The sequence below is a fragment of the Streptomyces sp. NPDC003027 genome, from assembly GCF_053591435.1.
On the sequence record NZ_JBSFTU010000019.1, the window covers coordinates 81525 to 102837 of the forward strand.

19 protein-coding genes and 1 pseudogene are annotated in these 21313 nt (G+C 72.4%); 4 read left to right on the forward strand and 16 right to left on the reverse strand.

Translation table 11 applies throughout. The annotated features are described in order from the left end of the window. Positions 1-4: 4 nt before the first annotated feature. From argB to argC, 3 genes are all read right to left on the reverse strand, one after another. Positions 5-907, reverse strand: coding sequence for an acetylglutamate kinase (gene argB, locus ACWDX6_RS16135; RefSeq protein WP_451485574.1), 903 nt, complete (start codon positions 905-907; stop codon positions 5-7). Next, positions 904-2070, reverse strand: coding sequence for a bifunctional glutamate N-acetyltransferase/amino-acid acetyltransferase ArgJ (argJ, locus tag ACWDX6_RS16140; protein ID WP_451485575.1), 1167 nt, complete (start codon positions 2068-2070; stop codon positions 904-906). The genes argB and argJ overlap by 4 nt, the downstream gene beginning before the upstream one ends. A gap of 88 nt (positions 2071-2158) precedes the next feature. Continuing rightward, positions 2159-3187, reverse strand: coding sequence for an N-acetyl-gamma-glutamyl-phosphate reductase (argC, locus tag ACWDX6_RS16145; protein WP_451485576.1), 1029 nt, complete (start codon positions 3185-3187; stop codon positions 2159-2161). A 120-nt stretch (positions 3188-3307) separates the two neighbouring features. On the opposite strand from argC, the pseudogene ACWDX6_RS16150 reads away from it, so the two are divergent. Further along, positions 3308-3556, forward strand: a pseudogene (locus tag ACWDX6_RS16150) (AraC family transcriptional regulator); the annotation flags it as partial. Positions 3557-3633: 77 nt separating this feature from the next. Here ACWDX6_RS16150 and ACWDX6_RS16155 read toward each other — a convergent pair. From ACWDX6_RS16155 to ACWDX6_RS16165, 3 genes are all read right to left on the reverse strand, one after another. Then, a complete protein-coding gene (locus ACWDX6_RS16155) occupies positions 3634-4836 on the reverse strand; it encodes a methyltransferase (protein WP_451485577.1) in 1203 nt (400 codons plus the stop codon). A 132-nt stretch (positions 4837-4968) separates the two neighbouring features. Continuing rightward, positions 4969-5544, reverse strand: a complete 576-nt coding sequence (locus ACWDX6_RS16160) for a histidine phosphatase family protein (protein ID WP_451485578.1) — start codon at positions 5542-5544, stop codon at positions 4969-4971. 226 nt (positions 5545-5770) lie between these two features. Continuing rightward, entirely contained in the window at positions 5771-7207 is a 1437-nt protein-coding gene (locus ACWDX6_RS16165) for an aminotransferase-like domain-containing protein (RefSeq protein ID WP_451485579.1), read from the reverse strand. On the opposite strand from ACWDX6_RS16165, the gene ACWDX6_RS16170 reads away from it, so the two are divergent. After that, the gene (locus tag ACWDX6_RS16170; protein WP_451485580.1) at positions 7206-8198 is read left to right on the forward strand and encodes a DMT family transporter; all 993 of its coding nucleotides are present in this window, start codon (positions 7206-7208) and stop codon (positions 8196-8198) included. The two genes, ACWDX6_RS16165 and ACWDX6_RS16170, sit on opposite strands and share 2 nt — an antisense overlap. A 96-nt stretch (positions 8199-8294) precedes the next feature. Continuing rightward, positions 8295-8489 (forward strand): DUF1918 domain-containing protein, encoded by a 195-nt coding sequence (locus ACWDX6_RS16175; RefSeq protein ID WP_403290864.1) that lies wholly within the window; start codon positions 8295-8297, stop codon positions 8487-8489. A 46-nt stretch (positions 8490-8535) separates the two neighbouring features. Here the strand turns inward: ACWDX6_RS16175 and ACWDX6_RS16180 are convergent, their stop codons facing one another. Further along, positions 8536-9780, reverse strand: a complete 1245-nt coding sequence (locus ACWDX6_RS16180; RefSeq protein ID WP_451485581.1) for a glycoside hydrolase family 10 protein — start codon at positions 9778-9780, stop codon at positions 8536-8538. A 170-nt stretch (positions 9781-9950) separates the two neighbouring features. Between ACWDX6_RS16180 and ACWDX6_RS16185 the strand changes: the two genes are divergently transcribed. Continuing rightward, positions 9951-10811: a 3-hydroxybutyryl-CoA dehydrogenase gene (locus ACWDX6_RS16185; protein ID WP_403290868.1), complete on the forward strand. Its 861-nt coding sequence runs from the start codon at positions 9951-9953 to the stop codon at positions 10809-10811. A 137-nt stretch (positions 10812-10948) separates the two neighbouring features. Here the strand turns inward: ACWDX6_RS16185 and ACWDX6_RS16190 are convergent, their stop codons facing one another. From ACWDX6_RS16190 to rpmI, 9 genes are all read right to left on the reverse strand, one after another. Further along, complete coding sequence (locus ACWDX6_RS16190; protein WP_451485582.1) at positions 10949-11479, reverse strand: NUDIX hydrolase; 531 nt, start codon at positions 11477-11479, stop codon at positions 10949-10951. 51 nt (positions 11480-11530) lie between these two features. Then, entirely contained in the window at positions 11531-12871 is a 1341-nt protein-coding gene (locus tag ACWDX6_RS16195) for a transcriptional regulator (RefSeq protein WP_451485583.1), read from the reverse strand. A 270-nt stretch (positions 12872-13141) separates the two neighbouring features. Continuing rightward, a complete protein-coding gene (locus ACWDX6_RS16200; protein ID WP_451485584.1) occupies positions 13142-14218 on the reverse strand; it encodes a PP2C family protein-serine/threonine phosphatase in 1077 nt (358 codons plus the stop codon). 289 nt (positions 14219-14507) lie between these two features. Next, positions 14508-17021, reverse strand: coding sequence for a phenylalanine--tRNA ligase subunit beta (gene pheT / locus ACWDX6_RS16205; protein WP_451485585.1), 2514 nt, complete (start codon positions 17019-17021; stop codon positions 14508-14510). After that, positions 17021-18148: a phenylalanine--tRNA ligase subunit alpha gene (pheS, locus tag ACWDX6_RS16210; RefSeq protein WP_451485586.1), complete on the reverse strand. Its 1128-nt coding sequence runs from the start codon at positions 18146-18148 to the stop codon at positions 17021-17023. Before pheS ends, pheT begins: the two co-directional genes overlap by 1 nt. Before the next feature lie 166 nt (positions 18149-18314). Next, positions 18315-19433 carry an ATP-binding protein gene (locus ACWDX6_RS16215; protein WP_451485587.1) on the reverse strand — a complete coding sequence of 373 codons (1119 nt, stop codon included), beginning with the start codon at positions 19431-19433 and terminating at the stop codon, positions 18315-18317. An 81-nt stretch (positions 19434-19514) separates the two neighbouring features. Beyond that, on the reverse strand, positions 19515-20354 hold the full coding sequence (locus ACWDX6_RS16220) for a TrmH family RNA methyltransferase (RefSeq protein WP_451485588.1): 840 nt from the start codon (positions 20352-20354) through the stop codon (positions 19515-19517). Positions 20355-20620: 266 nt separating this feature from the next. Continuing rightward, on the reverse strand, positions 20621-21007 hold the full coding sequence (gene rplT, locus ACWDX6_RS16225; protein ID WP_351220722.1) for a 50S ribosomal protein L20: 387 nt from the start codon (positions 21005-21007) through the stop codon (positions 20621-20623). Between the two features lie 104 nt (positions 21008-21111). Beyond that, complete coding sequence (rpmI, locus tag ACWDX6_RS16230; protein WP_019884943.1) at positions 21112-21306, reverse strand: 50S ribosomal protein L35; 195 nt, start codon at positions 21304-21306, stop codon at positions 21112-21114. Positions 21307-21313 lie beyond the last annotated feature (7 nt).

Genomic DNA, 21313 nt, shown 5'->3' on the forward strand with positions numbered 1-21313 from the left:
TTGGTCACCGCTCCCCCTGTCCGTCCGGCACCACCATCGTGCCGATGCCCTCGTCGGTGAAGATCTCCAACAGGATGGAGTGCTGCACCCGGCCGTCGATCACACGGGCCGTCGTGACCCCGTTGCGCACGGCGTGCAGACAGCCCTCCATCTTCGGGACCATGCCGCTGGAGAGCTCCGGCAGCAGCTTCTCCAGCTGGCTCGCGGTGAGCCGGCTGATGACCTCGTCGCTGTTCGGCCAGTCCTCGTAGAGGCCCTCGACGTCGGTCAGGACCATCAGGGTCTCGGCGCCCAGCGCCGCAGCGAGTGCCGCAGCCGCCGTATCAGCATTGACGTTGTAGACATGTCCGTCGTCCTGGGAGCGGGCGATGGAGGAGATGACCGGGATCCGGCCGTCCTCCAGGAGCGCCTCGATGGCGCCGGTCTCGATGGCGGTGATCTCGCCGACCCGGCCGATGTCGACCTGTTCGCCCTCGATGACCGGCCGGTGCTTGGTGGCCGTGATGGTGTGCGCGTCCTCGCCGGTCATGCCGACGGCGAACGGGCCGTGCTGGTTGAGCAGTCCGACGAGCTCCCGCTGGACCTGGCCGGCGAGGACCATCCGTACGACATCCATCGCCTCCGGAGTCGTGACCCGCAGTCCGGCCTTGAATTCGCTGACCAGCCCCGCCTGGTCGAGCGCGGCGCTGATCTGCGGCCCGCCGCCGTGCACGACGACCGGCTTGAGACCGGCGTGGCGCAGAAAGACGACGTCCTGGGCGAAGGCCGCCTTGAGATCCTCGTCGATCATGGCGTTGCCGCCGAACTTGATCACGACGGTCCTGCCGTGGTGCCGGGTCAGCCAGGGCAGCGCCTCGATGAGGATCTGCGCCTTCGGGAGCGCGGTGTGCTTACGGGTACCGGTCATGAGGAGTACGCGCTGTTCTCGTGGACGTAATCGGCGGTCAGGTCGTTGGCCCAGATCACGGCGGACTCCGAACCGGCCGCGAGGTCGGCGGTGATGGTGACCTCCCGGTAGCGCATGTCGACGAGGTCGCGGTCCTCGCCGACCGAGCCGTTCTTGCAGACCCAGACGCCGTTGATGGCGACATTGAGCTGGTCCGGGTCGAAGGCCGCCCGCGTCGTGCCGATGGCGGAGAGCACCCGGCCCCAGTTGGGGTCCTCCCCGTGGATCGCGCACTTGAGGAGGTTGTTGCGGGCGATGGAGCGGCCCACCTCGACGGCGTCGTCCTCGGTCGCCGCGTTGACCACCTCGATACGGATGTCCTTGCTGGCGCCCTCGGCGTCGCCGATGAGCTGACGGGCCAGATCGTCGCAGACGGCCCGGACCGCCTCGGCGAACTCCTCGTACACCGGGGTGACACCGGAGGCGCCGGAAGCCAGCAGCAGAACCGTGTCGTTGGTCGACATGCAGCCGTCGGAGTCGACCCGGTCGAAGGTCAGCTTCGTCGCGTGCCGCAGCGCCGAGTCCAGGTCCCCGCTCGCCACGTCGGCGTCCGTGGTGAGGACGACGAGCATGGTGGCGAGGCCGGGCGCGAGCATGCCCGCGCCCTTGGCCATGCCGCCCACGGTCCAGCCGTCCCTGGTGACGACCGCCGTCTTGTGGACCGTGTCGGTGGTCTTGATCGCGATGGCGGCCTTCTCGCCACCGTGCTCGGACAGCTCCCCGGCGGCCTTCTCCACACCGGCCAGGACCTTGTCCATCGGGAGCAGCAGCCCGATGAGCCCGGTCGACGCGACCGCGACCTCACCCGCGCCGATCTCCGTACCCGCCGCGCTCAGGACCTCGGCGACCTTCTCGGCGGTGGCATGGGTGTCCTGGAAACCCTGCGGACCCGTACACGCGTTGGCACCACCGGAGTTGAGCACGACCGCGGCCAGCTCGCCCGAGGCCAGCACCTGCTGGGACCACAGGACGGGCGCCGCCTTGACCCGGTTCGAGGTGAAGACGCCCGCGGCGGCGCGACGGGGCCCGTTGTTGACCACGAGGGCCAGATCGGGGTTGCCGTTCTCCTTGATCCCGGCGGCGATACCCGCCGCCGTGAATCCCTTCGCTGCGGTGACGCTCACTGTTCTTCTCCGTTCGCTTCTCCGCCCGCGCAGCGCACAGGCGCGGGCATCGTCATCAAGTACCGCCCGGCGGCTGCGCGCGCGTCGCTCACGGAGCGACTCCCATCGTGGACAGTCCAGTGGCTTCGGGAAGCCCGAGGGCGATGTTCATGCTCTGCACCGCGCCGCCGGCGGTGCCCTTGGTGAGGTTGTCGATGGCGCTGATCGCGATGACCCGGTGCGCGGCCTCGTCGTACGCGACCTGGATCTGCACGGCGTTGGAGCCCTGGACGGACGCCGTCGCCGGCCACTGGTCCTCGGGGAGCAGGTGGACGAAGGGCTCGTCCGCGTAGGCCTTCTCGTACGCGGCCCGTACGGCCTCGCCGGTCACGCCCGGCTTCGCCTTGGCGGAGCAGGTGGCGAGGATGCCGCGCGACATGGGGGCGAGCGTCGGGGTGAAGGAGACACCCACCCGCTCCCCGGCAACGGCACTCAGGTTCTGGATCATCTCCGGGGTGTGCCGGTGGCCGCCGCCGACGCCGTACGGGGACATGGAACCCATGACCTCGCTGCCGAGCAGATGCGGCTTGAGCGCCTTGCCCGCGCCCGAGGTCCCGGTGGCGGCCACGACCACCGCCTCGGGCTCGGCCAGACCGCTCCCGTACGCGGGGAAGAGCGCGAGCGAGACCGCGGTGGGATAGCAGCCGGGTACCGCGACGCGCTTGGCACCCTCCAGCGCCGCGCGGGCGCCCGGCAGCTCCGGAAGGCCGTAGGGCCAGGTGCCGGCGTGCGGGGAGCCGTAGAACTTCTCCCAGTCGGCGGAGTCCGTGAGCCGGAAGTCGGCGCCCATGTCGACGACGAGGACGTCCGGGCCCAGCTGCTCGGCGACGGCGGCGGACTGGCCGTGCGGGAGCGCGAGGAAGACGACGTCGTGCCCGGCCAGCTCCTCGGCCGTGGTGGGCGCGAGGACACGGTCGGCGAGCGGCAGGAGGTGCGGCTGGAGGCCGCCGAGTCGCTGACCGGCGTTGGAGTGACCGGTCAGGGTGCCGATCTCGACGTGGGGATGGGCGACGAGGAGACGCAGGAGCTCTCCGCCCGCGTATCCGCTCGCACCCGCCACTGCTGCTCGTACCGTCATCGATATCCTCCTCCTGGAGAGCATGACTATACGTGGCGCCGCAGTTTTATGCAAAGCAGTCGGATCCGACTCGATCGGCACGAGATGTCGGGTCCGGCATGGTGGGCGCTGCCTGGCGTGGTGATCGTCGAAAGGAAGGAGACCGGGCATGCTGGAGAGTTGAACCAGGCCCTGGAGCACATCGAGCGCCGTCTCGACCAGGATCTCGACGTGGCGGAGCCGGCCCGCATCGCGGCCACCTCGGAGTACCACCTGCGCCGGATGTTCTCCGCGCTCGCGGGCAATACCGCTGGCGGAGTACGTCCGGCGCCGCGCCGGCTCACGCTCGCGGGCGCCGAAGTGCTCGCGGGGCGCGACACGCTGCTGGACGGGGAGGGGCAGCGCTAGGGTCGGCCTTCTCGGCGGGCGGGCCGCGGTGGTGCACGTGCCTTACGGGCGACGTCAGCTCAGCCGCGCGGGCCGCGGCTCCCTGCCCCGGACGTCTTGACCGCTCGCAGGATCACGAACTTCGGGTCCCCGGCGACCAGTTCGCAGGCGCCGAAGATCCGGCGCAGGGTGATGTGGTAGCCGAGGTGCCGGTTGCCCACCACCCACAGCTCGCCGCCCGGCCGCAGCACCCGCCGCGCGTCGGTGAACATCCGGCGGGCGGTGCGGTCGGTGGTGGCCTGGTGGCTGTGGAACGGCGGGTTGTTCAGAACGAGGTCCACCGACTCGTCCGGAAGGTCCGCCGTACCGTCCCCGACCAGGAACTCGGCCGCCCGACCGGCTCCGGCGTGGGTGCGGAAGTTGTCCTCGGCCGAGGCGACGGCCTGGTACGACTCGTCGGTGAAGACCAGCTCGGCCTCCGGTTCGGCGAGCGCGACCGCCAGGCCCACGACTCCGTTGCCGCAGCCCAGGTCCACGACCCGGGCCGGGCCGAGATCCGTGGGCAGGTGCCGCAGGAAGAAGCGGGTGCCGATGTCGAGGCGGTCGGCGCAGAAGACCCCCGCCTGGTTGACGACGGTCCGGCCGGCGACGGCCGGGGCGTCGTCGGGGAGTTCGTACCGGTACGGCCAGGGGTTGGCGCCTCGCTCCAGGGAGGGGTCCGGGGTGCAGAAGATCAGCCGGGCCTTCTTGACGGCGAGCGAGGTCCGGGTGGGACCGAGGATCCGCTCGAAGAGCCGGAGCGTGGAGGTGTGGATCTCCTTGACCATGCCGGTACCCACGACCACGGTCCCCTCGTGCACGGCCGGTGCCAGGCGGTGCAGCTGGTCCTCCAGGAGCGCCAGGCTCTTGGGGACGCGGACGAGCAGGACGTCGATCCGCGCGGGCGGCGGGTCCTGCGTGGTGAGCAGCCGGACCGCGTCCGGGGCCGCCCCGCACCGGGCGAGGTTGTCGGCGGTCGCCCGTCGGCCGAGACAGGAGTCGCTGATCTGGGTGAGCTGGGTGGACCGGGTGGTCTCACCGTGCCGCCGGGCGGCCAGTGCGGTCACCAGGGCGCCCCAGCGGTCGCCGACGACCGCGACGGCGCCGGACAGATCGGTCTCCGTCTCGGCCAGGTGCCGCAGCAGGTACTCGTCGGAGGCGTCCCAGGCGCGGAGGGGGTCGCGCGGGTCCTCGGGGAAGCGGGTGAGCGGGAATTCGCCCCATGACGTGGTCAAACGGTTCATCGTGGTCTCAGGCTAGCCGGTCGGCGGTGGCGGTGGGACGGCCCCGGGTCGGCCTTCGGGTCCGACGGTCTCCGGTCCGACGGCCTCCGGCCTGTCGCAGCGCCCAGGCCGGGCCCGGGGGTCGTACGCGCCTCAGCCGGCCGTCGCCGCGAGCCGGAGGTGCCACAGTCCGGGGCGGCCGGTGAGGGTGACGGTGGACAGGGGGCGGACGTCGACGTTCCAGTACGTGAGGGGCGGCGCCTTCAGGGCGTACACCAGGGCCGCCCGTACGACGGCGGGTTCGGCTACCGCGACGATGGCGCCGTCCTGCGCCGGGCGGGTGTCGAGCCAGCCCCCTATGCGCGAGATGAAGGCGAGCAGGGTCTCACCGCCGTGCGGAGCGGTGCGCGGATCGGTGAGCCAGGCGTCGACGGCGGCCGGTTCGAGGGCGGCGACCTCGGAGAGGGTACGACCGCGCCAACGGCCCATGTCGCAGTCCCGCAGGGCGGGCTGGGCGAGCGGTGCGTAGCCGAGGGCCGTGCCGGTGGCCCGGCTGCGGGGCGTCGGGGAGCAGTAGCGCAGCTCGGCCGCGCCGAGCGGGACCAGCGTGTGCGCGGCGAGCTGCACCTCGTACCAGCCGGCCTCGTCGAGCGGCCGGTCGTCGTCGAACCGCTCGGCGAGCAGGGAGGAGCTGCGCGCCGCTGCGACCAGCGTGACCCGAAGACCCATGGCCGCGATCGTGAGGCCGGGAGCCTGGCAGGTCAAGGGGGCATATGCGCCGCGTCGCACGGGGTCGCGAGGTGGCCGGAGGGACGGTTGAGACCGAGAACCGTTCTTTTGCCCGGGTCTCGAAGTGGCTCGAACCCGACCTTTTCCTCCTCACCGTGGGCGATCCTCGTACCCACCCTGGGCGTCGGCGGCGTCAAGCGGGGAGCATCTCGCTTTCGGAGCGGGGTCACGGCGCCAGCTCGTCGACCGCGGTCCGCAGCCGCCGTACGCCCTCCACGATCTCCGCGGCGCCCGCGACACCGGCGAAGCCGAGCCGGAGGTGACCGGCGGAGGGTTCCGCGCAGAAGTAGGGGCGGCCGGGGGCGGCGGCGACACCCGTGCGCAGGGCGGTGGCGTGCAGAGCGGCCTCGGAGAGGCCGTCGGGAAGGCGGAGCCAGAGGTGGTAGCCGCCGGAGGGGATGTGGGGCAGGGCGACTTCGGGGAGGTGGAGGGCGAGGGCGCCCGTCATCACGTCGCGTCGGCTCTTCAGCTCCTGGGACACCGCGCGCAGATGGCGGCTCCAGGCGGGCGAGCCGACCAGTTCGAGGGCGGCTTCCTGGAGGGGGCGGGGGACGAAGAAGCTGTCGACGACCTGGATGGCGCGCAGGCGTTCCAGGACGGGGCCCCGGGCGGCCAGAGCGCCGACGCGCAGGCTCGGGGAGGTCGGTTTGGTGAGGGAGCAGACGTGGACGACGACGCCGTCGGGGTCCTCGGCGGCCAGGGTCGCGGGCAGCGGCCCGGCGTCCTCGTGGACGAGGCGGCGGGCGAAGTCGTCCTCGACGACGAAGGCGCCGGCCGCGCGGGCGATCCGCACCACCTCGCTCCGGCGCGTTCCGCTCAGCACGGCTCCGGTGGGGTTCTGGAAGAGCGGCTGGCAGACGAAGACGCGCGCTCCGGTGGCCCGGAAGGCGGCTTCCAGCAGATCGGGGCGTACGCCCTCGGCGTCGGCCGGGACCGGGACGGGCCGCAGACCCGCGGCGCGCGCGACCGCGAGCATGCCGGGGTAGGTGGGCGACTCGACGAGGACGGGGGTGCCGGGCGGGGCCAGGGCGCGCAGGGCGGTGGTGATCGCGGACTGCCCGCCGGCGGTGATGAGGATCTCGGCGGCGGTGACGGTGCCGCCGATCGCGCGGGCGAACCATTCGCGCAGTTCGGGCAGTCCGTCGGTGGGCGGCCGCCCCCAGGCGCCGGGGCGGCGGGCCGCGCGGGCCAGGGCGGCGGCCAGGGCGCGCTCCGGCTGGAGCGAGGGGTGCAGATAGCCGCCGTTGAACTCGATGACGCCCGGCGGGGGCGCGGAGAGGGTGACCAGCACCCCGGAGGCGTCGACGGCCCTCGGCACGAGTTCGGTGGCCGTGTCGGCGCTCAGCGCCACCTCCTGCCAGGAGGTGTCGCCCACGGCCGGCGTCGGCGCGCGCGTCTCCGCGCGGAAGGCGCCCGCTCCCGGGCGGGTGACGACAAGGCCCTCGGCGGCGAGCTGGGCGAGGGCGCGGGTGACGGTCACCGGCGAGACGCGGTAGCGCTCGACGAGAGCCCTGCTCGACGGCAGCTTGCCACCGGGTGAGTAGCGGTTGAGCTCCGCCTTCAGGGATTTCGCCAGTTCGGCCACGCTGCTACGCTCGTGCATGACAGCAGAGAATAGCGCTACTCCCCGCACTGCGATAGCGGTCGACGCCCCTGAGGCCCGCACCACCGCCGACGCGCGCGTGACCGGGCCCACCGGTCCCACCACGGCCGGTCCCACCGCGCCCGCCACGCCGACCGGAGGCCGCGGCACCCTCCTCGCCGCACTGGGTGTCGTCGCGTTCTCGCTCACCTTCCCCTCCACCGCCTGGGGACTGGAGAGCTTCGGCCCGTGGTCCCTGGTCGCCGTGCGCTCCACGCTCGCCGCGCTCATCGCGGGCGCCTTCCTGCTCGCGACGCGGGCGCCGCTGCCCGAGCGGCGCCACTGGGCCGGCCTCGCCGTGGTGGCCGGCGGTGTCGTGGTCGGCTTCCCCCTGCTGACGACGCTGGCTTTGCAGACCTCCACCACCTCGCACGCCGCCGTCGTCGTCGGCCTGCTGCCGCTCACCACGGCCGCCTTCGCCGCGGTCCGCACCGGCCGCCGCCCTTCCCGTACGTTCTGGATCGCGGCCGTCTCCGGCGCGGCGGTCGTCATCGGCTTCACCCTCCAGCAGAGCGGTGGCGCCCTGTCCACGGGCGACCTGTACCTCTTCGGCGCGCTCCTCGTGTGCGCCGCCGGGTACACCGAGGGCGGCCGGCTCGCACGGGTCATGCCCGGCTGGCACGTCATCGGCTGGGCGCTGATGCTCTGCCTGCCGCTGATGGCGGTCGGTTCGGCCGTCGCCCTCTCCTTCGAACCGGTGCGCCTGACCGTCCACGGCATCGTGGGCCTGGTCTGGGTGGCCGCCGGTTCGACGTTCTTCGGCCTGTACGTCTGGTATCGGGGCATGGCCGCGATCGGCATCCCCAAGGCCAGCCAGCTCCAGTTGGCGCAGCCGCTGCTGACCCTGGTCTGGTCGGTGTCGCTGCTCGGCGAGCCGCTCACCCCCGCCGCCCCGATCGCCGCGGTGGCGGTCCTGGTCTGCATCGCCGTGACCCAGCGGGCGAAGAGCTGAGACGCCTCGGGGCCGACAGGACAGCAGGGGGTGACGCGGGTCACAATGGCGGACGTAGACTCCGTTGGAGAAGCCCGGCCCCGAGGAGGCCACCCGATGCAGGCGAGCGTGGGCGACAAGCTGCTGATGCACGGCCGGACCGTCGGTCAGCACGACCGTACGGCCGAGATCACGGAAGTACTGGGCGAGAACGGCACTCCCCCGTACCGCGTGCGATTCGACGACGACGGTCACGAGGCCCTGATGTCGCCGGGGCCCGACTCCGTCGTGCGGCACCCCGAGAAGTCCTAGGAGCAGGCCCTGGGGCCGAGTCCTGGGACACGATCCCTGACGACTCTCACCCGGAACGCCGGCGCGGCGGACGCGCCCTGGTCGGGTAGTGGTCCGCCACCACGGCGGCCATCGCCCCGATGGGGTCCGCCGCGACCTCTTTCGCGGCGAAGTAGCAGTGGCCGCCGACCGACGCGTACCGGGCGGCGAGCGTCAGATGGCGGGACAGCTCCTGGGGGTCCTGCCAGGCGGCGGGCTGTGCCGGGTCGCCGCACTTGTACAGCGCCTCGCCGATGTGGAGAGCCACACCGGTGCCCCGTACCACCTCGTCCCACCACGGCAGCGCCTTGGCGTAGTCGACGGCCGGGTGACCGATGTGCCAGTACAGCTGCGGGATGACGTGGTCGAGCCAGCCCTCCCGGATCCACTTGCGCGTGTCGGCGTAGAGGTCGTCGTAGGTCTGCACGCCCGCGCGGGTGTCCGAGCCCTCCGGGTCGGTGGCGGCGTTGCGCCACACCCCGAAGGGGCTCACCCCGAAGGCGACGCCCGGCTTGATCTCCTTGATCCGCGCGGCCATGCCGGAGACCAGCAGATCGATGTTGTTCCGCCGCCAGGCCGCCTTGTCCGGGAAGTCCCCGCCGTAGCGCTGGTAGGCGTCGTCGTCGTCGAAGACCTCGCCCTTGACCGGATACGGGTAGAAGTAGTCGTCCCAGTGCACCGCGTCGATGTCGTAGCGGCGCACGGCGTCCAGCATCGCGTCCTGGACGAAGGCGCGGACCTCGGGCAGGCCGGGGTTGTAGAAGAGCTTCCCGCCGTAGGGCAGCACCCACTCCGGGTGGAGCCGGGCCGGGTGGTCCGCCACCAGCCGGGACGGGTCCGTGTGATGCGCCACACGGTACGGGTTGAACCAGGCGTGCAGCTCCAGACCCCGGTCGTGAGCCTCCTCGACGGCCGTGCCCAGCGGGTCCCACCCCGGATCGCGGCCCTGGACCCCCGTCAGGCACTGCGCCCACGGCTCGTAGGGCGAGGGCCACAGCGCGTCGGCCACCGGCCTGACCTGGAGGATCACCGTGTTCAGCCGGCGCTCCACGGCCATGTCCAGATGGGCCAGGAGTTCCGCCCGCTGCTCGTCGGCGGTGAGACCGGGGCGGGAGGGCCAGTCGCGGTTGGAGACGGTGGCGATCCACACGCCCCGGAAGTCGCGGACCGGACGCGCCCCTCCGGCCGCGGCGCCCGCGCCTTCTCCGCCCATAGTGGCGAACGCCGCGAGAACGGTGCCCGCGACAAACCCTCTTCTGCCGATAGATCCCATATGTCACCCCTCACCTGTCGGACACGTCACACCCATAGGCAGAGCATGCCCGCCCCGGACGATCGATCATCCGCCCAGGCGGAGTAACGTCGTGGGGTCGAGGCGGACGCACCGGAATCACACGGGGCCCGCCGCCAGAGAAGAGCGAAAGGCACGAGGTGACGGACTCCATGGCCGACATTGAGCGCGTCGGAGTGGTGGGCTGCGGCCAGATGGGCGCGGGCATCGCGGAGGTGTGTGCCCGCAGCGGTCTTGAGGTGAAGGTCGCCGAGACCACCGGCGAGGCGCTGGAGATCGGCCGCACGCGGCTCTACAACTCGCTGTCGAAGGCCGCCGAACGCGGCAAGATCAGCGACGAGGAGCGCGACGCGACACTGGCGCGCCTCAGCTTCACCACCGACCTCGGCGAGTTCGCCGACCGCGATCTCGTCATCGAGGCCGTCGTCGAGAACGAGCAGGTCAAGACCGAGATCTTCCAGGTGCTCGACCAGGTGGTGACCCGGCAGGACGCGATCCTGGCCTCCAACACCTCCTCGATCCCCCTGGTGAAGCTGGCCGTGGCGACCTCGCGGCCCGACCAGGTCATCGGCATCCACTTCTTCAACCCCGCCCCGGTGCAGAAGCTCGTCGAGCTGATCCCGGCCCTCACCACCTCCGAGGGCACGATCAGCCGGGCGCAGATCTTCGCGGAGAAGGTGCTGGGCAAGCACGCGATCCGCGCCCAGGACCGGTCCGGCTTCGTGGTGAACGCGCTGCTGGTCCCGTACCTCCTCTCCGCGATCCGGATGTTCGAGTCGGGCATCGCGAGCCGCGAGGACATCGACAACGGCATGGAGTTCGGCTGCGCCCACCCGATGGGCCCGCTCAAGCTCGCCGACCTGATCGGTCTGGACACCATCGCCTCGATCGCCGACTCGATGTACACCGAGTACAAGGAGCCGCTGTACGCCGCTCCCCCGCTGCTCCAGCGGATGGTGGACGCGGGCCGGCTCGGCCGCAAGACCGGCTCGGGCTTCTACCCGTACCCCTGAGACACCGTCGGCCCAGGCTGCGCCCGGCACGCCTGGAACACCGTCGGCACCGCCTGATGCGCCGACGGCTCGAACGGCCCGTACACCCGCACAGGTACGGGCCGTTCGGCTTTCCGCGGCCGGTCTCGGCCGGCAGGTCAGCCGAGCCGCAGATGGTGCAGCATCAGCAGCCCGGCGGCCATGTTGGCGGCCGGGACCTCGCCCCGGGCGATCAGGTCGGGGACGCGCTTGAGCGGCATCCACTCCCGCCGTGAGGACTCGAAGTCGTCCTCGGGCGGACCGATGTACGTGGCGTGCTCCGCCCAGTAGAGGTGGTGCCGGGCGTCGGTGAGGCCGTTGGACGGCTCCACGGTCAGCAGAGGGCGCAGGGGCCCGGGCCGCCAGCCCGTCTCCTCCTCCATCTCTCGGGCGGCGGCCGTCTGCGGATCCTCGCCGTCCTCGACGACACCGGCGGCCAGCTCCCAGCCCCAGCTGTCGGTGATGAAACGGTGGCGCCACAGCATGAGCACCTCGTCGTCCTCGTTGACGACGGTCGCCACGGCGACCGGCCGGAGCCGGATCAGATAGTGGTCGAGGCGGCGGCCGTCCGGGAGTTCGACGTCCGCGAGGTTCACCCGGAACCAGCGGTTCTCATAGACCGGTTGTTCGCTTAGTTTCGTCCACTGCACGTTTCTGCCACCTTCCGATTGGTCGGTGGCAATATGGCAGCAGTCCTGGGGTCAGAGGGGAACGCGTAGCGCCCCATCGATGAGTGCGGCCGCCTCCCGCGCGTCCGCGCAGTCGCTCGCCAGAAGATGCTCCCGCACCAGCCGGAGCCGGTCGCGCAGCCGCTGCGACTCCATCCCCCGGGCCCGCTCGGTCATCTCCACCGCCCTCCGCGCCGCCTGGTCGGCCTCCCCCTGCCGCAGCTCGATCTGGCACAACATCGCCAGCCGGTGCACCCGCCCCCGGTCATGGGCCGGTGTCCCCACGGCCGCCACCGCGTGCTCGCGCGCCGCCGGAAGATCACCCAGACTGAGCAGGGCCTCGGCGACCTGCACATCGACGAGCCCCGGCTGGACATAGCCGGTCTCGGCCGGCTCATGCCCCGGAGAGATCCGCTCCGCCTCCGCCTCCGCCCGCCGGATGCACGCCAACGCCGCCGAACCGTCCCCGAGATGGGCGTACGCCTTCGCCTGCATCGCGGAGAGATCGGCGGCGAGCGCGGGGGTGATCTGCCGCCCGGCCGACCGCAGCGCGGCCTCGGCGAACGCCACCGCCTGCCGGAACTCCCCCATGAACAGCGACTGGTTGACGAGCAGCGCGACCACGTACGCGCCGAGCCCCCGGTCGCCGCTCGCCTTCGCCAGCCGCAGCGCCTGGTGGAAGTAGCGCTGGGCGAGCCCGAGCGCGTCGGAGTCGTACGCGCAGATCCCGGCCACCGCCACCAGACCGCCCGTGGCACGGTGCAGCTGCCGGCCCAGACTGTCGCTGTACGCACCCCGCAGCAGCGGCGCGGTCTCGGCGTTGAGGAATCCGACGATCCGCACCCGGGTCGCGACCCCGCCCGCCTTGCGGTACATCTGCTCGTAGTGCGCCCGGGCCGCGCGGAGCATCGTGATGTCGGCCGTCGAGACCCGGGTCAGGCCGTCGCGCGAGACGTCGGAGTCCTCCGGCGGGTTCTCCCACTCCCAGACGGGCATCACCGCGGGCGTGCCGGTGACGGCCTGCGCGCCGAGTATGTGCGGCCGCTGCTGCTCGTCGGAGCGCCACAGGGCGGTGGCTCGCTCGACGAACGAGGAGAGCGGCGAGCCGTGGGCCGGGCCGGCGCCGCCGGGCACACCGAGCCCGATGTCGTCGAGGGTGACCACCCGGCGCAGACGTGCGGCGAGCACCTCGCAGATCAGGTCGGGGACCTGGCCGCGCGGCCGCTGACCCTTCAACCAGCGGGCGACAGCGGTGTGTTCGTACCGCAGGGCGAGGCCACGGGCGCGGCCGGCCTGGTTCACATGGGCGGCCAGACCGGCGTTCGACATGCCCGCCTCGTCCAGCAGAGCGTCGAGCAGGGTATTGGGCAGCATGGGCCCCTCCGGTGGCTCGGTCCGTCCACGCTAACGGCAGGCGGTTTCGCACGGGGTGTGAATGAAGTGCCCGTTCCTCCCGTCCGCGCGCTCTGCCGCCGGGCGGCCGCGAACGGTTGACTGGGCGCCTCGCCGAAAGGCGACCGGGCCGCCGGCTCCCCCTCGTACAGTGCGGTGGCCCGTCCCGCGCCGCCCGCCCTGCCGATCTGCCCGACCCTCCGTGGCAGGACGGGTGGCGCCGTCCGACCGGACCCGTCCCTCACCGGTCGCTCACCGGTGGGGGGAGGGTGCGGGCCGGGTACGGCGCAGCCCGGGTTCGGCGGGCTGCGCCGGCACCCGCGCCCGGTCGTTGCGGACGACCAACAGCGCCATGTCGTCGGCCGGTCGGCCGCCGGTGTGCCGCAGCAGCGCGGTGTGCACGCGGCGGACCAGCGCGGCGGGCGGGACGGGCGCGTCCCGGACCGCCTGGGCGAGCACGGCCTCCAGAGCGAAGAAGCGCCCGGCGCCGTCGCGGGCGTCTACCGCTCCGTCGGTGTGCAGGAAGAGCGCCTCGCCCGGCAGGAGGCGGGTGCAGGCGTACGGGGAGAGCTCGTCCGGCAGCGGGAACGCACCCAGCGGCGGCAGCGGGTCACCGACCGGCACGGCCTCGACACCGGCCCCGATCCGGTACGGGCCGGGGTGCCCGCAGTTGAGCGCGTACACCTCCCCGTCCGCACGGATCTCCAGGAGCAGGACGGTGACGAACTCCTCGGCCACCGGATGCTCCGGCTCGCGCCCGGCGCGGGAGGGGTGCTCGTCACGGGCCCGCTCGCGCAGATGCCGCCCCAGCGCCCGGTCGAGGCGGCGCAGCACACCGCCGAGCTCAGGCTCGTCGTGGGCGGCCTCACGGAAGCTGCCGAGCACGGCCACGACCGCGCCGAGGGCGGCGAGTCCGTGTCCCCGTACGTCACCGATGACGATCCGCACGCCGTACGGCGTGGCGATCACCTCGTACAGATCGCCTCCGACGGCCGCGCCGCGGGAGGCGGAGAGCTGGCCGGCCGCGATGGTGAGACCGTCGAGCCGGGGCGGCGGCGGGCGCAACAGCACCCGCTGGGTGGCGTGCGCGACGGCGCGCACCCGCTCCAGCTCACGGGCGAGGCCGGACCGGCTCCCGACGACAAGACCGGTGCCCACGGTGAAGAACACGACGCTGGTCGCGACCCGCATGGCCGTTCCCGGCTGCTGGGCCAGCGGACAGGCGAGCTTCCAGGTGACGGCGACGGCACCCCAGAGGGCGGGGAGGGCGAGGGGGCCCAGTCGGCGTAGCCGTGAGCCATCGGAGAGCAACGACCTGGTACGGATCATGCACGGCCCTTCCTGAGGCCCTACGGCGCCCGAAAGCCCTGCGGCACACAGACCCGCCCCTGCGGCCGCGTCGATTCTCCCGACGGCGCGGGGCACGGCGGAATACCCTCCGGGCATCTCACCCGAAGGAGTGAGCGCGCTCGACTCGCCTCCCCACGCGACGGGGAACGCCCGGTCGCACGGACGGACCGCCGTCGTCAACCCGTGCGGAGTCCCGGGCCCCTCGAACGCCGGAGGGGGCCGGCCCGGTGTGTGTCACCCGGCCGGCCCCCTCTCCCAAGGTCCGCGATCAGGCGCCGCGCAGCGTGGCGCCCGTGCGCTCGGCGGCGAGGGCGACGGCCGCGTCGCGGGCGGCGGTGGCCTCGTCGACCGTGAGGGTGCGGTCGGTGGCGCGGAACTTCAGGGCGTACGCCAGGGACTTCTTGCCCTCGCCGATCTGGTCGCCGGTGTACACGTCGAACAGCCGGATGGACTCCAGGAGTTCACCGGCGCCGTCGCGCAGCGCGGCTTCGACCGTGTCGGCCGGCACCGCGGTGTCGACGACCAGGGCGACGTCCTGGGTGGCGACCGGGAAGGAGGAGATCCGGGGCGCCTTGAGCGGGCCCGTCACCGCCTGCTCGACCAGGTCGAGGTTCAGCTCCATCGCGCAGGTGCGGGCCGGCAGACCGAACGCCTTCACGACGCGCGGGTGCAGCTCACCCGCGTAACCGACGGTCCGCTCCTCGCCGTCCAGGACGACGAGGAGTTCGGCGCAGCGACCGGGGTGCCACGGGCCGTACTGGCCCTGACGCACGATCAGTTCGGCACCGGTCTCGCGGGCGACCGTGCGGGCGGCCTCGACCGCGTCCGCCCAGTCGGCCGGACGGCCCTTGCCCCACCAGCCGGCCTGCTCGCGGGCGCCGGCGAGGACGACGGCGGCGTGCCGGGGCTGCTCGGGCAGCGCGGCGTTGACCTCCGCGATCTCCGCCTCGGTCGGACGGCGGTCGACGGGGAGCCGCACCGCGACGCCCGGCTTCTCGCCCGCCCGGAAGACCAGACCGGTCTCGAAGAGCGCGAGGTCGTGCGAGCCGCGGCCGTCGTTGCGGCGCAGCGCGCCGAGCAGACCCGGCAGCAGCGCCGTACGGAGCGCGGGCTCCTCGTCGGAGAGCGGGTTGACGAGCGTGACCACGCGGCGGCAGGGGTCGTCCGCGTCCAGGCCGAGCTGGTCGAAGACCTGCTCGCCGATGAACGGGTAGTTCAGCGCCTCCACGTATCCGGCGCCGGCCAGGGCGCGGCCCACGCGGCGGTGGATGCGCTGGCGCTCGGTCAGCCCGCGGCCGGCCGGCGGCTTGGGCAGCGTCGAGGGAAGGTTCTCGTACCCCTCGAGCCGGATGACCTCTTCGGCGAGGTCGTTCGGCTCGTTCAGGTCGGGGCGCCACGAGGGGACCGTGACGACGAGCTCGTCCTGGCCGTAGACGTCGCAGCCGATCTCCTGGAGGCGGCGGACGACGGTCTCGCGGCCGTAGGCCACGCCCGCGACGCGGTCCGGGTGGTCCGCCGGCATGGCGACCGTACGGGGCGCGGAGGGCGCGATGAGCTCGGTGACGCCGGCCTCGGCCGTGCCGCCCGCGAGGAGCACGAGGAGGTCGACGGTGCGCTGCGCGGCGGCGGCCGTGGCCTTCGGGTCGACTCCGCGCTCGAAGCGCTTGGACGCCTCGGACGACAGCTTGTGGCGGCGCGCGGTGCGGGCGATCGAGATCGGGTCGAAGTGCGCGGCCTCGATGACGACCTCGGTCGTCGCACCGGCGGTGTCGTCGTGGTCGGCGATCTCGGTGTTGGCACCGCCCATGACGCCCGCGATGCCGATCGGCCCGCGGCTGTCGGTGATGACGAGGTCGGCGCCGTCCAGGACGCGCACGGTGCCGTCGAGGGTGGTGATCTTCTCGCCGTGCTCGGCGCGGCGGACCCCGATGGGGCCGTCGAGCCGGGTGCGGTCGTAGGCGTGCAGCGGCTGGCCGAGCTCCAGCATCACGTAGTTGGCGACGTCGACGGCGAGCGAGATCGGACGCATGCCGGCCTTCTGCAGGCGGCGGCGCATCCAGATCGGCGTGCGCGCCTCCGGCTCCAGGCCGACGACGGTGCGCGCGGTGAAGCGGTCGCAGCCGATCGGGTCGGCGATCTGGACGGGGTAGCCGTACGAGTTCGGCGCGGGCACGTCGAGGAGCGCCGGGTCGCGCAGCGGCAGGCCGTAGGCGATGGCGGTCTCGCGGGCGACGCCGCGCATCGAGAGGCAGTAGCCGCGGTCGGGGGTGACGGCGATGTCGAGGACCTCGTCGTACAGCTCCAGCAGGACGGTGGCGTCGATCCCGACCTCGTGCTCCGGCGGGAGCACGATGATGCCGTGCGTGCCGTCGTCGCCCATGCCGAGCTCGTCACCGGAGCAGATCATGCCGCGGGAGACCCGGCCGTACGTCTTGCGCTCGGCGATCCGGAAGTCACCGGGCAGCACGGCGCCGGGCAGGGCCACGACGACCTTGTCGCCCTCGGCGAAGTTCCGGGCGCCGCAGATGATCTCCTGGGGCTCGCCGGTGCCGTTGGCCTGACCGACGTCGACGGTGCAGAAGCGGATCGGCTTCTTGAACTCCGTCAGCTCCTCGATGGTGAGGACCTTGCCGACCACCAGCGGACCGGTCAGGCCGGCGCCGAGCTGCTCGACGGTCTCGACCTCGAGTCCTGCCGAGATGAGCTTGGCCTGGACGTCACGTCCGGTCTCCGTCGCCGGCAGGTCGACGTACTCCCGCAGCCAAGAAAGCGGGACCCGCATCAGATCTCCATCCCGAACGGCCGGGTGAACCGGACGTCACCCTCGACCATGTCTCGCATGTCATCGACGTTGTGGCGGAACATCAGCATCCGCTCGATTCCGAACCCGAAGGCGAAGCCGCTGTACTTCTCCGGGTCGACGCCGCAGGCGATCAGCACCTTGGGGTTGACCATGCCGCAGCCGCCCAGCTCGATCCAGCCCTCGCTGCCGCAGGTGCGGCAGGGCCGGTCGGCGTTGCCGACGGACTCGCCGCGGCAGACGTAGCAGAGCATGTCCATCTCGGCGGACGGCTCGGTGAACGGGAAGAAGTTCGGGCGGAGCCGGGTCTTCATGTCGGGCCCGAAGAGCGCCTGGACCATGTGGTCCAGGGTGCCCTTGAGGTCGGCCATGGTCAGGCCCTCGTCGACGGCGAGCAGCTCGATCTGGTGGAAGACCGGGGTGTGCGTGGCGTCGAGCTCGTCGGTGCGGTAGACGCGGCCGGGGCAGACGACGTAGACCGGGGGCTCCCGGTCGATGAGCGTGCGGGCCTGCACCGGGGAGGTGTGCGTCCGCAGGACGACACCGGACTCGTCGCCGGTGGTCCCTTCCGGGCCCTGCACGAAGAAGGTGTCCTGCATCTGGCGCGCCGGGTGGTCCGGTACGAAGTTCAGGGCGTCGAAGTTGAACCACTCCGCCTCGACCTCGGGACCTTCGGCGACCTCGTACCCCATGGAGACGAAGACGTCGGCGACCCGCTCCATGAGCGTGGTCAGGGGGTGGCGGGCGCCGGCCGGGGTGCGGTCGTAGGGCAGTGTGACGTCCACCGCCTCCTCGACGAGCACGCGGGCGTCGCGCTCGGCCTCCAGCTCCGCCTGGCGGGCCGCGAGGGCCTTGGAGACGACACCGCGGGCCTGGCCCACCAGCTTGCCGGCCGCGGCCTTGGCCTGCGGCGGCAGCGCGCCGATCTCCCGGTTGGCCAGCGCGAGCGGCGAGGTGCCACCGGTGTGCGCGGTCTTCGCGTGCGCGAGCGCGTCGAGGTCACCCGCGGCGGCGAAGGCGGCGAGCGCCTCGTCCCGCATGCGCTCGATCTCTTCCGGTTTCAAGGCCTCGACCTCGACCGGGTCGTACGACTTATTGGGTGCGGACATCTCTTCCCGTGCTTCCGTTCGGCTGGCTGACTGTGCCCTTCCGGGGGACACCCCCGGGCCCCCGAGGCCCTGCTCGACGACAAGGGCGCAAACGTGCCAAAGGTCGAGTCTAACGGGGTGCGAGGACGCGAATGAGCCCGTGGGGGCCGGGCGGCTGGTGATCTCGTCAGGCGAGATAGGCCGGGGCGCCGACGGGCAGGATAAATCGGAACTCGGCGCCGCCCCGGGGGCCGCGGCCGACGGTGATGGTGCCGCCGTGGGCCTCGACGATGCCCTTGACGATGTAGAGGCCGAGTCCGGTGCCACCGCGCTTGCTTCCCCGCCAGAAGCGGGTGAAGACGCGTCCCATCGACTCCTCGGGGATGCCGGGGCCTTCGTCGCTCACGGTGACCGCCGTTCCCTTCTCTCCGTCGGTGGTGGCGCGGGTGGGTGCCACCTCGATGGTGACGGTTCCCTCGCCGTGGCGCACCGCGTTTTCCAGGAGGTTGCCGAGGATCTGGTCGATCTTGTCGGGGTCGGCCCACAGATCGGGCAGCTGCGGGTGGACCCGTACGAAGAAGCGGTCGGGGGACTGCCCGCCGGTGGTGTGGGCCTGGATGTGGCGGCCGATGGCGGCGGCGATGTCGACGGGCTGGCGGCGGACCTCGAGCCGGCCGGAGTCGATCCGGGAGATGTCGAGGAGCTCGGCGATGAGCCGGGTGACGCGGTTGGCGTCGGCGTCGACGGTCTCCAGCATGAGCCGCTTCTGGTCGTCGGTGAACCGTTCCCACTTGGCGAGCAGGGTCGCCGTGAAGCCCTTGACGGAGGTCAGGGGAGAGCGCAGTTCGTGGGCGACGGTGGCGATGAGCTCGGCATGGCTGCGTTCGGTACGGCGCCGGGCCTCGGTGCCGCGCAGACAGACGACGACCCGGCGGACCGGTCCGGCCGGGTGCTCGCGGACGTAGCGGGCGGAGACGAGGACCTCGCGTCCGCCGGGCAGGAGCAGGTTGCGCTCGGGCTGGCCGCGGCGGGTGGCGAGACCGCCGTACGGGTCGGTGAGCGCCCACCAGCGGCGGCCCTTGAGGTCTTCCAGGGGCAGGACCTGGTCCAGCGGACGGCCGAGGGCTTCGCCGCCGGGGACGGCGGTGATCCGGCCGGCGGCCGCGTTGAAGCAGATGACACGGCCGGTCTCGTCGGCGACGACGAGCCCGTCGGGCAGGTCGTCCGGGTCGATGCCGGGCCAGGGTTCGTGGGCGTGCGGCGTGGCCCCCCGTCCGTCCGCGGGCCTGTCCGTGCCGACCGTCATCCCCGTTCCCCACCCCTCCGTGTAGCGCAGTGGGCCCCCGAGCCCGTCACCCTACTAGTTGAAGGTGACGCGGTGGACCCCTCAGGCGGTGGTTCGGGGGCGCTGGGCCCGCGCGGAGGCGTAGAGGCAGACGGCGGCGGCCGTCGCGAGGTTGAGGCTTTCGGCCTTGCCGTGGATGGGCACGCGCACCACGGCGTCCGCGAGCGCGCGGGTCTCCTCGGGCAGGCCCCAGGCCTCGTTGCCGAAGACCCAGGCGGTGGGTCCGCCCATGGTGCCGGCGTCCAGTTCGTCGTCGAGGTCGTCGTCACCGGCTCCGTCGGCGGCCAGGATCCGGACGCCGACGCTCTTGAGTCCGGCGACGGCCTGCTCGACCGGGACGCCGACGGCGACCGGGAGGTGGAAGAGGGAGCCGACGGAGGCGCGGACGGACTTGGGGTTGTAGAGGTCGACGGAGGCGTCGGTGAGGACGACGGCGTCGGCCCCGGCGGCGTCGGCGCAGCGCAGGACGGTGCCGGCGTTGCCGGGGTCGCGGACGTGGGCGAGGACGGCGACCAGCTTGGGGCGGGCGGCGAGGATCTCCTCGAACGGGGAGTCGAGGAAGCGGCAGACACCGACCAGGCCCTGCGGGGTGACGGTCTGGGAGACCTCGGCGAGGACGGCGTCGGAGGCGTGGTGGACGCGGGCCCCGGCCTCGCGGGCGGCGTCGACGATCCCGGCGTACCGCTCGGCGGCCTCGACGGTGGTGAAGAGCTCGACGAGCGTGGGCTCGCCCGCGCCGCCGCGGTGGTGGACGGCCTCACGGACGGCCTGCGGGCCCTCGGCGATGAAGAGGCGGTCCTTGCCCCGGAAGTTGCGCTTGGCGAGCCGCCGGGCGGCGACGACGCGCGGCGAACGCGGGGAGATCAGCTCGGGGGTGCCCATGGGGTCGGCGGCTCTCTTTTCGTACGTACGAGAAGGGTGCGAGTGGGTGCGAGAGGGTACGGCGGGGCGCGCGGTCCGGGGAGGCGCAGGGCCCGGTGGTCCGGCCGGGCGCGTCGGGCGCGTCGGCGTCTGGAACGGTCACGGAGACGGAACGGCCCGGCCGGCCGAGACGGCCTCGTCGGCCGAGGCGGCCCGGAAGCCGGAACGCGCCGGACCCGCAGGCGCGGGGCCTGCGGGTCCGGGCGGAGGTACTGCGGCCTGGAAGATCAGGCGGCGGCCTTCGGGGCGTTGACGTCGGCCGGCAGAGCCTTCTGCGCGACCTCGACCAGCGCGGCGAACGCGTTCGGGTCGTTGACGGCCAGCTCGGCGAGGATCTTGCGGTCGACCTCGATGTTGGCGGCGTTCAGACCCTGGATGAGGCGGTTGTACGTCATGCCGTTCTCACGGGCAGCGGCGTTGATGCGCTGGATCCAGAGACGGCGGAAGTCGCCCTTGCGCTTCTTGCGGTCGTTGTAGTTGTAGACCAGGGAGTGGGTGACCTGCTCCTTGGCCTTGCGGTACAGGCGCGAACGCTGACCGCGGTAGCCCTTGGCCGCCTCGAGGATCGCCCGGCGCTTCTTGTGGGCGTTGACTGCCCGCTTGACGCGTGCCACTTGTTAACTCCTTGTAGCGGGGCCGTGGTTGGACTCACACGACCCGGAAACTGAATGGATCCGGACTGGGCCGGAGGCTCCCGTCACCGGGAACCGGAGATCGATCAGATGCCCAGCATCTTCTTGATCTTGGCCGCGTCGCCCGGGGCCATCTCGGCGTTGCCGGTGAGGCGACGCGTCAGCTTGGACGACTTGTGCTCGAGCAGGTGGCGCTTGCCGGCGCGCTCACGGAGCACCTTGCCGGAGCCGGTGATCTTGAAGCGCTTCTTGGCACCGCTGTGCGTCTTGTTCTTCGGCATCGCGCCG

Bases quoted from the DNA above. Each gene is read 5' to 3' on its own strand.
- argB (WP_451485574.1), bottom strand. From the start codon at position 907: ATGACCGGTACCCGTAAGCACACCGCGCTCCCGAAGGCGCAGATCCTC.
- argC (WP_451485576.1), bottom strand. From the start codon at position 3,187: ATGACGGTACGAGCAGCAGTGGCGGGTGCGAGCGGATACGCGGGCGGA.
- ACWDX6_RS16155 (WP_451485577.1), bottom strand. From the start codon at position 4,836: ATGAACCGTTTGACCACGTCATGGGGCGAATTCCCGCTCACCCGCTTC.
- ACWDX6_RS16160 (WP_451485578.1), bottom strand. From the start codon at position 5,544: ATGGGTCTTCGGGTCACGCTGGTCGCAGCGGCGCGCAGCTCCTCCCTG.
- ACWDX6_RS16170 (WP_451485580.1), top strand. From the start codon at position 7,206: ATGACAGCAGAGAATAGCGCTACTCCCCGCACTGCGATAGCGGTCGAC.
- ACWDX6_RS16165 (WP_451485579.1), bottom strand. From the start codon at position 7,207: ATGCACGAGCGTAGCAGCGTGGCCGAACTGGCGAAATCCCTGAAGGCG.
- ACWDX6_RS16175 (WP_403290864.1), top strand. From the start codon at position 8,295: ATGCAGGCGAGCGTGGGCGACAAGCTGCTGATGCACGGCCGGACCGTC.
- ACWDX6_RS16180 (WP_451485581.1), bottom strand. From the start codon at position 9,780: ATGGGATCTATCGGCAGAAGAGGGTTTGTCGCGGGCACCGTTCTCGCG.
- ACWDX6_RS16185 (WP_403290868.1), top strand. From the start codon at position 9,951: ATGGCCGACATTGAGCGCGTCGGAGTGGTGGGCTGCGGCCAGATGGGC.
- ACWDX6_RS16195 (WP_451485583.1), bottom strand. From the start codon at position 12,871: ATGCTGCCCAATACCCTGCTCGACGCTCTGCTGGACGAGGCGGGCATG.
- ACWDX6_RS16200 (WP_451485584.1), bottom strand. From the start codon at position 14,218: ATGATCCGTACCAGGTCGTTGCTCTCCGATGGCTCACGGCTACGCCGA.
- pheT (WP_451485585.1), bottom strand. From the start codon at position 17,021: ATGCGGGTCCCGCTTTCTTGGCTGCGGGAGTACGTCGACCTGCCGGCG.
- pheS (WP_451485586.1), bottom strand. From the start codon at position 18,148: ATGTCCGCACCCAATAAGTCGTACGACCCGGTCGAGGTCGAGGCCTTG.
- ACWDX6_RS16215 (WP_451485587.1), bottom strand. From the start codon at position 19,433: ATGACGGTCGGCACGGACAGGCCCGCGGACGGACGGGGGGCCACGCCG.
- ACWDX6_RS16220 (WP_451485588.1), bottom strand. From the start codon at position 20,354: ATGGGCACCCCCGAGCTGATCTCCCCGCGTTCGCCGCGCGTCGTCGCC.
- rpmI (WP_019884943.1), bottom strand. From the start codon at position 21,306: ATGCCGAAGAACAAGACGCACAGCGGTGCCAAGAAGCGCTTCAAGATC.